Annotated in this window: 7 protein-coding genes and 1 pseudogene; 3 read left to right on the top strand and 5 right to left on the bottom strand. The window is 62.2% G+C overall.

What is annotated here, in order from left to right; translation table 11 throughout:
- Positions 1-365: transposase (locus tag ACLQ25_RS32070; RefSeq protein WP_425734476.1), on the top strand; the 365-nt coding region annotated here is incomplete at its 5' end.
- Here ACLQ25_RS32070 and ACLQ25_RS32075 read toward each other — a convergent pair.
- The gene (locus tag ACLQ25_RS32075; RefSeq protein ID WP_425734477.1) at positions 290-874 is read right to left on the bottom strand and encodes a hypothetical protein; all 585 of its coding nucleotides are present in this window, start codon (positions 872-874) and stop codon (positions 290-292) included. The two genes, ACLQ25_RS32070 and ACLQ25_RS32075, sit on opposite strands and share 76 nt — an antisense overlap.
- A 776-nt stretch (positions 875-1,650) precedes the next feature.
- Between ACLQ25_RS32075 and tyrS the strand changes: the two are divergent.
- Positions 1,651-2,589, top strand: a pseudogene (tyrS, locus tag ACLQ25_RS32080) (tyrosine--tRNA ligase); the annotation flags it as partial.
- Between the two features lie 78 nt (positions 2,590-2,667).
- Here tyrS and ACLQ25_RS32085 read toward each other — a convergent pair.
- Genes ACLQ25_RS32085 through ACLQ25_RS32100 form a run of 4 tightly spaced genes read right to left on the bottom strand, consistent with a single transcriptional unit; the run spans position 2,668 to position 7,792 of the window.
- Entirely contained in the window at positions 2,668-3,213 is a 546-nt protein-coding gene (locus ACLQ25_RS32085) for a hypothetical protein (RefSeq protein ID WP_425734478.1), read from the bottom strand.
- 21 nt (positions 3,214-3,234) lie between these two features.
- Positions 3,235-4,872: a carbamoyltransferase family protein gene (locus ACLQ25_RS32090; protein WP_425734479.1), complete on the bottom strand. Its 1,638-nt coding sequence runs from the start codon at positions 4,870-4,872 to the stop codon at positions 3,235-3,237.
- Complete coding sequence (locus tag ACLQ25_RS32095; protein WP_425734480.1) at positions 4,872-6,536, bottom strand: pyridoxal phosphate-dependent decarboxylase family protein; 1,665 nt, start codon at positions 6,534-6,536, stop codon at positions 4,872-4,874. The genes ACLQ25_RS32090 and ACLQ25_RS32095 overlap by 1 nt, the downstream gene beginning before the upstream one ends.
- Positions 6,533-7,792: a glycosyltransferase gene (locus tag ACLQ25_RS32100; protein WP_425734481.1), complete on the bottom strand. Its 1,260-nt coding sequence runs from the start codon at positions 7,790-7,792 to the stop codon at positions 6,533-6,535. The genes ACLQ25_RS32095 and ACLQ25_RS32100 overlap by 4 nt, the downstream gene beginning before the upstream one ends.
- Positions 7,793-8,644: 852 nt before the next feature.
- Between ACLQ25_RS32100 and ACLQ25_RS32105 the strand changes: the two genes are divergently transcribed.
- Entirely contained in the window at positions 8,645-9,877 is a 1,233-nt protein-coding gene (locus ACLQ25_RS32105; RefSeq protein WP_425734482.1) for a hypothetical protein, read from the top strand.
- The last annotated feature ends 223 nt before the right edge of the window (positions 9,878-10,100 follow it).

Raw genomic sequence — 10,100 nt, forward strand, 5'->3', positions numbered from 1 at the left:
GCGGTAGCTTCAGCGAGGACGACTACATCGCCTTCCTCGACCAGGCCCACCAGCGTCTGCAGGCACCGATGGTGCTGATCTGGGACAACCTGAACACCCACGTCAGCCACCGCATGCAGGCCCTGATCGCCGCCCGGCCGTGGCTGACCGTGATCCGGTTGCCCGCCTACGCCCCGGACCTCAACCCCACCGAAGGCGTCTGGCGCTGGATGAAACGCGGCCTGACCAACACCGCCGCCCGCGGTGTCGACCACCTCGCCCAACTGGTCAAACGTCGGCTACGTGCCTGTCAGCAACAGACCGATCTCCTCGCCGGCTTCCTCGCCAGCACCGGCATGACCCTCGAACCCGAACCACCGAGATAGCTCGAACCTTGGCCTTTCAACCTCTGTAGCTCCAGGCTGCCGCGCGCTGCCGCCGGACAAGCCAGCTCACCGAGCTCGTGCAGCCGCGTGTGCTGGTTGACCTGGACCCTGCCCCCGCCGAGGCGGGTCAACTCGGCGGCGCACAGCGCAACGGCAGGAACGGCCCCATTGACCGCACGTACCTCCTCCCCGCGCTCGTGCAGAGCGTGGGCCAGGGCCACGGCCTCCTCGTCGGGCATCGGCAGCAGGAACGGCGGATAGGGTGCGAACGGCGCCGCTCGCATACCGGCACCGACGACCGTGCCGGATGCATCCCTAACCACCAGCCACCAATTGCGGTCGGGCTGCGCGATGCCATCGGCCTGCTGCGCCACCAGCCGGTGCGCGACGGTAGTCACGACCGTGCTGACTACCGGGTCGGCGGCCAGATGGTCGCCAGCTACCGCGAGGAACTCGCCCGGAGTCTTGCAGAACTGCAGGCGCGGCGCGGCCACCGAGGTTGCGCTCATCTGCGCAAGCTAACCACCGCCAAGAACCATGGGCACGGGGTTTTCTGCATGTTCGAGGTGACACGGCGGCCGGCGTACTTCACCGTTGAGGCTCCCCCGGTTCGCCCGAGGGTTGCGGCCATGCACGGGCCTCTCGGGAGCACGGCCGTACGCCCGCTGATGGAACCGCAGTGCTCGATCCGTAGGAGCCCCATGTTCGTCGAAGCGCGAACACGTCCGGTACTCGCCGAGGTGCGCCGCCCCCTAAACGTGTCTGACGCCGGCGCCAGCCTGTTGCGGCATCACACCAACGCAGTGTGCGCCGTCGACAACCTGGCCGTCAAGATCACGCCGGTAGAGTTCGGCCTGGAGCGCACTCACGCTGTGGCCGTCGTGCAGTGGCTGGCTGCTCGTGGGTTCCCGACGTTCGGCTTGATCCCGTGGCTACCCCAACCCCTGCCTATTCGCAAGCATGCCGTCGCCGTCTGGCAGCGGCTAGACCCGGCGCCAGATTCGCCGGCGCCGCGTCCTAGGCGGCGTGATCAACAAGTATCACCGAGCAGCTTGAGCTACACGCAAACTCGCCGCTCAGAAGCCGGAAACAGAGTTTTTGGCACCGTACAGGGTGTCGTTGCTTGCGGATCAGGTCGTAGCCGTCATGGATCGAGAGCGTGCAGAGATGGGTGTCGGCGCGGCGGGAAGTACTCCCTCTGAGTTGGGCGGACCCCCTGCGTATTCGAATCGCGTGAGGTCGCAGGTAGGATCGGATCACCCTGTTGATCGGAGAGTCCAGCGTCGTGAGCCTCATCGACGACCTAGAGTGGCGCAGTCTGATTCGGGACGCCACCAACCTCGACAGTCTGCGTAAGCACCTCGATGAAGGCCCGGTCACCTTCTACGTTGGCTTCGACCCGACTGCACCCAGCCTGCACGTTGGCCACCTGGTACAGCTGAATACGGCTCGGCGGCTGCAAAGGGCTGGGCACCGGCCGCTCTTGCTGGTCGGTGGCGCGACAGGGCAGATCGGAGACCCAAAGGAGGCCGGCGAGCGGACCCTAAACCCACCCGAGGTGGTTGCCGAGTGGGTGGCGAAGATCCGTGCTCAGGTCGCTCCGTTCGTTACCTATGAGGGCGACAAAGCCGCCGAGGTGGTCAGTAACCTGGACTGGACTGACCCAATGCCGGCGCTGGACTTCCTGCGCGAGGTCGGCAAGCACTTCCCTGTCAACAAAATGGTGGCCCGCGAGGTCGTCAAGGCGCGCCTTGATTCGGGCATCAGTTTCACTGAATTCAGCTACCAGCTCCTGCAGTCAAACGACTTCTTCGAACTCAATAGGCGTTACGGCTGCTCGCTCCAGTTCGGCGGCTCCGACCAGTGGGGAAACATCTCAGCGGGTGTGGACTACATCCGCCGCCGAGGGGCGGGGCCGGTGCACGCATTCACAACCCCGCTGGTGACGAAGGCTGATGGTACAAAGTTCGGCAAGACCGAGGGTGGAGCGGTTTGGCTCGACCCGGCGATGACGAGTCCCTACGACTTCTACCAGTTCTGGTTGAACGCCGACGCGGGTGACGTCGTCACGTACCTTAAGTACTACAGCTTCCGCTCCAGGGACGAGATCGAGGAGTTGGCCGCGTCGACGGTGCAGCGGCCTGAGGAGGGGCGAGCGCAACGAGCGCTTGCCACCGAGCTGACGACGCTCGTACACGGCGAGGCTGAATACCGGAAAGTAGTCGGCGAAGGGTCTGACGCATGATCGCAGGAGACGACGCATGCACACGACTCAAGGCTCTAGGGCAGACATGGAACGTAGTTAAGCATTCATGCCGTACTCCCTTTCCATAAATAGCCGCAAGTTGAAGGATCGCGCGGTCGCAGTCCAGTCGATAATCTCCGGAATGCGGTGCGGTGGAACGATTCTAGCCGAGATTGTCGGCGCGCCTTCTATGGTGGCCTTGGCCGTGCGATGGCATCCTTCTAGTATCACGAGTCGATTGCGATAGAGCATTACGTCTATCGGGAAGCTCAGTGACGCGCGCTCGATGCGCTGTGCGTGTTCCGGGTGCTTGCCGGGCATACGAATTACATCGACGGGCCTCAGAGAAAAGGGGATACCGCGTTCCGGCCACACCGGCAGCTCAAGCATCCAGAAAACGGTGGTCACCGCTATGGACTGCGGCTGAAGCTCAAGGCCCCAGAGGAGCGCCGCGTCGATCTCGAACTCCGGACATGCACTCCGGATCGAATCGGGTACCTCGTCAATGGGAACAACAACGATTTCGCCGCCAACATCTATCCGCAGAGTCTCTATTGGTTGCGCAGCGGTCTCGGCACTGACAGGAACGTCTGGCGATCGCACGCGATCCGAGTGTTCGTGCACCTATAATGTCCTGTTCCGTTTGACCAGGAACGGCCCGACTGCAAGCGCATCGATGGCAGCGGAGCCGAAGGCTTCAAGAGCATCCCGCGGATCGTCCACCATCGGCCGACCGGCTGTGTTGTAGCTCGTGTTGATGACGACTGGTATTCCCGTCAGGCCGTAGAATTTCTCAAGCATCTGGGCGACCAGCGGTTCATCCTCTGACGAGATGGTCTGAATACGCGCCGTGCCGTCGACGTGAACCGATGCTGCAATCTTTTCCCGCCATTCAGGTCGTACGCGATGCGTGAACAACATATATGGACTGGGCAGCGGCCCCTCAAATATCGCGGCCGCGTGGTTCTCCAGAACCATGGGCGCGACCGGCCTAAACTGTTCTCGCCCTTTTACGTTGTTGAGCCGTTGGAGGTTCTCGGGATAAGTGGGATTCGCGAGAAGGCTACGGTGTCCAAGTGCCCTCGGCCCGAACTCGCTGCGGCCCTGGAACCATGCAACTATGTGATTATCGGCGAGCAGGCGAGCAACAGCGCCCGCTATGTCACGCGACTCTTCATAGGGCACCGAGGCCACGTCGAGCCATGTGCGAATCTCCGACTCTGACCAGGATCTTCCCAGCGCCGCTGTGGACATCCCTTTCACATCATCGCCCAGTTCCGTTGCCAAGAACAGAGCCGCGCCCAGGGCCGTGCCGGCGTCCCCAGCGGCCGGCTGGACCCAAATCTTTCGGAACGGGCCTTGTTCCGCAAGGTACGAGTTGGCCACGCAATTGAGCGCAACACCACCCGCCATCGTGAGGTTGCTCTGGAGAGTGTGCGAGTGCAGCCATCGAGCCAACGAGAGCAGAACCTCCTGCAACCGGACTTGAACACTGGCGGCGAGGTCGAAGTGGACCTGGTCGATCGGCTGCCCGGAGCGACGCCCCGGCGCGTACTGCGCCCAGTCAATATGATCAACGTGGAATCCTCCGTCGCCTGTCGGGCCGATAAGGCGCCGCAGATCGCCAAGAAACCTCGGTGTCCCATACGACGCCATTGCCATCACCTTGTACTCGTCCGACGACCGGCGGAACCCCAAGTGCTCGGTGACGTACTCGTACATCAAGCCGAGTGAGTGCGGCAGCGCCTGCGACGCAAGGATCTCCAGGCCGCCGCCGCGGGCTAGGCCCGCGAGGTGCGACGTCTTTTCGCCCGCCCCGTCAAGGACGAGCACGGCCGAATCTTTGAACGGTGCCGCGAGATGCGCCGACGCCGCATGTGCTACGTGATGTCGGACGAACCGGACGCGCAACGGGTCTAGGCCAGGCAGCATCTCGGCGAGGAACTGCGGAGCTAGCGACGCATACATGTTGCGGAGCGCTTCCCATCCATCCGCTGTGACGTCGCCGGCATGCGGATCGGCCAGTCGAGGATCATACGAGTAGGCAACCGCGTCAAGATCCTCGGCCTTAAGTCCCGCCTTCTGAAGGCACCACCTCGCGGCCTGCTCGGGTAGTTCCCATGCCGCAAACGGCAGCGGTGTCTTGCCGTGCTTCCGGCGCGAGAAGCGCTCCTCCTCCGCCGCACTCACAACATGTCCATCGACCACCACAGCGGCGGATGGGTCATGAAAGACAGCATTGATTCCCAGTACTTTCGCCATCAGGCCCCTTCTACGCTTGGCACTGCCTCGTCGAATTCCCTCTTCGCGCTGATTAACCGATCGACCAGTTCCCGGGCATCCGCCCGTCCCATTCCTGGATTTAGCGAGTAGATCCTGAGCGCGACAACCGGCTGGCCGGTTGCGCAGTAGAACGCTGCCGAGGTCTTGCTGACCGCGAGGAGCTTGGCCCACGTGCCAGATTGTGAAGCCAGCCATGAGAAGAAAGCCGAGTTGTAGTCGTTGCCAATCTGCACCAGACGATCTGAACTCCACTCTAAGTTGTGATCGCGTGGGGCCCTCGTCGGCGGGTAGCACCTGACGAATGTATCGGGTCCATAAGACACCGGGTTCACAACTACCAACTCCGAGGTCATCCTTTGTCGCAAATGCTCTCGCACCACTTCGGCGTTTTCCAACGCGTTCCCGAGCAGACGCCGAAAACCATCCCGTCCGAGAGTCCGCAGTGTCAGCCAAGTCGCGATCATATTCGCCGTCGACCGAGATGTCTCGAGCGTGTAAATCCCGGGGTTGTATGCTTCGGGGTCATGAAACAGCGGCGTCATGTCGCTGCCGTCGCGTCGCAATAATCCGAGATCCTGTCGATCCCTTAGGAGAATCATGCTGGAGGTGTATGGCACGTATCCGGTCTTGTGAAAGTCAATCCCCATCGAGTCGGCATGGCGAAGTGTCCTCAGGCGTCCAATAAGTCGGCCCAACTTGACGCAGACCGGGTGCGAAAAACCGAGCGGGTTCGCTGACAGGTCGTAGGAAAGGAAGGGCAGGTAAGCCCAGCCCACCACGGCGTCGGCGTGAACGTGAGGCCGGTAATCCAAAGCGTAGTGCCGCACCAACTCGTCCCGCATCGCGGCTATCGCGCTAAAGTCGTCGATCGCCATGTTCGAGGTCGTTCCACCTGCGCCGATGATGCCGTAGATTCGCAGACCATCTTCAATGGCGCGACGGCACGACTTCTCCAGCTCGACTAAGTCGGTTGTCTGATCCGCAAGCGAAGGTACCGTCACATAGCTCTCACGACCGACGCCGAGCCAGGTCGACGCAGTTCGGTGACTATAGTGTGATGGCCATGACCCGATATAAACGCCCCGCGTGGTAACGCCGTTCAGGGCGGCGCCGGGATCGGCCTTCGATAACCCAACTTTGAACGCGTAGAGATTCGTCCCCGTGCCTCCAAAGGTGAAAACACCGGCGGCGCCGTTCGGTTCATATCCTGCTAAGTCAGCGAGGGCGGCTGCGCACCTAAGCTCGGCGCTGAGGGCTGCACCGGCATCTTCTCCCGTCACGCCGTTTCCCATGAATAGAGATGCTGCAGAGTATGCCGCAAGATAGACGAACGAGGGCAATGGAATGATGTTCTTCGCCAGGAAGGGATGGTGTGGTTTAACACACCCGCGAAGCAGTTGCGGGAGCTGGGCAAGCGACTCGTCTGGCGTACTTCCTGCCTCTGGCAGACACCACAGCCTTGACTCCTCATCCTCCTCAGCCGGCAATCTTCCGGAGTAGAGAGGGCCTTCGCCCTGGTGCAGCAGGACAGCGCCGAGAGCGTGCCTTAGCAATGCATGAAGCGCCTCCACGTTGGAGCCGTCGGGAGCAAGGAAGAGTTGCTCGGCGAGGTTCCCAACAAGAGCAGCGTTGTCCTTACTCACAGGGGTACCCTCCGGCCACCATGCGCCCGATTCCAGACTTCGATCCAATTCTTGACCAGGCATTCCAGAGTTCGCTGAGCATCGCTGGCATAGGAGGATGCCATAGCGTGGGCACGTTCAACCTGGCTGGATATCGATGGCGCGTGGCTCATTGCCAGCGCTATCGCTCCACAGTAATCACTCACACACCGGTCGAGGCTATCCTGTTCAAGCCTCGGCACTAGCACGTCGCCGTTGAGCTCGAATCCCAGTATCTCCGGAGGTTCAATTAACAGAACATTTTCTTCCCCCGCATCCGGTATGCTGCCAATGCGGTTGGCGACAACGGGAATGCGGTTTAACATCGCCTCAATGACTACCCGAGCGGGACCGTCTTCATGCAGTGACGGCACGAGCAGAACTGCTATCTCTTGGTAAAAGTCACGCGGCTCCTCGAAAAAATCTTTCACCGTGACGTTGGAAGGACTCTGTCCGTACTCATCGACGTCGGGCCAGTTTTTCGCGATCAAAAAGTCTAGTTCGGGCATGCGACGCGCGATCTCGTGGAATACGGCGCGCCCCTTGATGGGGTGCAGGTTAACCATCCCGACACGCTGGCTGATATTGGTGTTCGGTCTACTCGCCACGACCTCGTCAAGAACAAACGGATTCTTAAAGCGAGTCGAAGTCATGCCCGATGCACTGTCGAACTTCGTCTTGATGCTGTCCGTGAGTGATATCGCCGCCCCGTTGCGCATTTCTTTATATAGTCGTGACACCATATCGGGCTCGTGACTTCGCTGCGTTGGGAATAGGTGATCAGCAACGACGTGGATTATTTCCGCGCCGGTTTCGTTTGCCCATTTCCGATAGAGCACGTCGGTTTCGCTGAGGAACACCGCGGGCGAATTCATGAGGATAAACCTCGGGCTTATCCTGCGTAAAATTGCCGTGGTATCACGGTGCACCTGATCTACCTGGCGTGCCTGGTCTGGGCTGAAGACGTTCTCGATGATGTCTAATCCTGCCTCGGTTCTGACACGAATGCCTGGCGCGGCAGTATCAGGAAACCGTACGCGACCAATGTCCACCGTGGAGAGCACGCCCACTGACATCTCTTGTCTCGCAAACGCGCGCAGAATCTCCCGCATGATGATGAGCAACCCGCTCGTGAATCCCTCGTGTGCGAACATGCCGCCTGCGTCGAAGTAGATTACGTCGAGTGGCTGGATGTCGGCCGGTCGCAACTCGACCGGCTGCTTTTCAAGCGTCGCCATCGGAGTCCATCGCACTCCTTGCGGCGACTTTGCCTGCTAGACGCCGGTTGTAGGTTTTGGAGGGGTTCGTTGACACAGGACCTCCGGGCGGATCCATGGGATTCACTGTCTAGCCGAAGGTAGTGACATCATTGCTCCCTGTCTAGGCTGTTTGGCTGGACGGCTTTCTTTTGGGCGGTTGGCGACGCGGATTAGGTGCGGCGCGGCGATCGCGGCGTATGTGGTGCTCGCGGTTACCGGCATCAGGGGGGTCACACGTCGACCTTGACCTGCGGGACGCCCGCACGATCTTCGGTGGTTCGCCGGTCCTTGCGCCGGCCGGGCGTTGGCAGGTTGCCGCCCGCCTGTGGGTGACCTACGAGCAGCTCTGCCGCGACATCTACGAGCTGATGCTGCGCTTCTCGGGAAGTCTGGACACCGACACTTGCCCTGCCCGAAAGGCGGACCGCGTCGATGCTCGTCCGGCACTTTGTGGGCTATCTACGCGCCTATCTGCAAAGAGTCCATCAGTGTCGATCCCTCCCGGGAAGAGGCACTGCCCGTGAACTTCGTGATGTGCGCGGACCTGCCCGTGAACCTCGTGAACATCACAGCGACGCTCGCTCGCGGGTCATCAGTGGCGTTACTGATCCGCTACTGTGCGATTGGATTCGATGGGGAGGTGATATGACCGAGACGGCATCCTCGCTGGCTGAACTCTTGACTCTCGCCGAGTAGGGCCCGCGGCAGTTGATCGCCGCGATCAACGCAAGGTTGTCCGGTCAGGGACGTGACAGACTCCGACTAGACCCGACCGCCGCGTATCCGTGGGTCCGGCGAGGCTTCCGGCCCCGTCCACCGATTCCTGATCTCGTGGCCGCGGTGCTAACGGACCGGCTCGGCTTCCCGGTGGCCGCCGCTTCGATCTGGCCGGGCCGCGGGGATCCCGGTCGCAGCAACCAGTCGGCGGCCACCGGGCTCGGAGAGGTCAACCACCTCGACGATCTCGTGCGGGAGTTAACTCATCTGACCACGGCGGCGGCCACCCCGCACAGCCCCATCGGCGGCGCCTCCGGAGCCGACCTGACCGCTGTCGTGCTCGACCAGCTTCATGGGGCGGTCCTGGCCGCTCGCAACCGGGCCGGACACGAGTTCGTTCTCTCCGAACAGGTCGACGTGATCGCCTGCCATGTCGCTGCCTTGCGGCGCCTCGACGACCGGCACGGTGGCGGCGCGCTGAGCGTGCGGTACGTCACCGCCGAGTTGAGAAGCGTCATGGACCTGGTCCAACACGCGAACTACGGCACCTCCACGGGACGCCGCTTGTTGACCATTGTCGCTGATCTCGCCCAACTGCTGGGCTGGCTGCACTTCGACTCGAGCCGTTACGGCGCTTCCGAGCGTTACCTCCTGCTCAGCGTAGGTGTATGCCGCACCCTCGGCGACCAGGAGCGCTCAGCCAACGCCATCGGAATGCTCAGCTACGTCTCGACCTTCGCCGGTCACGGCCCCGAGGCTGTGCGTCTCGCGGAAGCCGCCAAGAGCGAGTGCCGCTCCGGCGACCTCGTGCTGCGCGCAAAGCTGGTAGGACGAGAAGCGACGGCCGCCGCGGCCAACGGCGATCTGGCCCAGTTCCGGCGATGCGCCGAAGAAGCCGCCGAGATGCTCAATCACGGACAGACGCGGGACAGGCCGTCCTTCCTCTACTACCTCAGCCCAATGCAACTTTCGGCCGAGGCGGGACAAGCCCTCGTCGTACTGGCTGAGCGCACCACCGCCAACCGGCACCGACTACTCGGGGAGGGCATCGACCTACTGTCCGGGGCCGTCGCCGGCATGATCGCCCCAGGTGAGGGCGCGGCACCGGCCTACGCGCGCTCCGGACTGCTCCACAGCACGTTCCTCGCGCGTGCTCAGCTGCAGCACGGCGATGTGGGGGAAGCGATAGCCACGATGCGAGCCGGAATCGGGCTGCTGCCGCTGGTGCAGTCCCCCCGCGGCCGTCACTACCTGCGCGGCCTGCGGCCAGCGCTGGCCCGCCGATCACGCTCGCCCGTCGTCCGCGAGTTCATCCCGGAGTTCGATGCGGCAGTATCGAGTGTATGAACACCGGCTCCTCCAACTCCACGTTCACGATGGGCGTCCCGCCTGACATCGAGTTCGTGCCCCGCCAGGTTGACTGTCCCGACGCGGGCCTGTCTCGCTAAAGGTGTTTCCGGCGATCTTGGTTAGTAGGTCTCAGCGGCTGGGAGGCGGTCGCTGAAGGTGATGGCGAAGGCGTTCAACGCGGGTTTCCAGCGCATCGCCCATCGGGTTCGGCCTGCTCCGG

This window comes from Micromonospora sp. DT44 (genome assembly GCF_049841635.1).
Lineage (GTDB): Bacteria > Actinomycetota > Actinomycetes > Mycobacteriales > Micromonosporaceae > Micromonospora.

Bases quoted from the DNA above. Each gene is read 5' to 3' on its own strand.
- ACLQ25_RS32075 (WP_425734477.1), bottom strand. From the start codon at position 874: ATGAGCGCAACCTCGGTGGCCGCGCCGCGCCTGCAGTTCTGCAAGACT.
- ACLQ25_RS32100 (WP_425734481.1), bottom strand. From the start codon at position 7,792: ATGGCGACGCTTGAAAAGCAGCCGGTCGAGTTGCGACCGGCCGACATC.
- ACLQ25_RS32090 (WP_425734479.1), bottom strand. From the start codon at position 4,872: ATGGCGAAAGTACTGGGAATCAATGCTGTCTTTCATGACCCATCCGCC.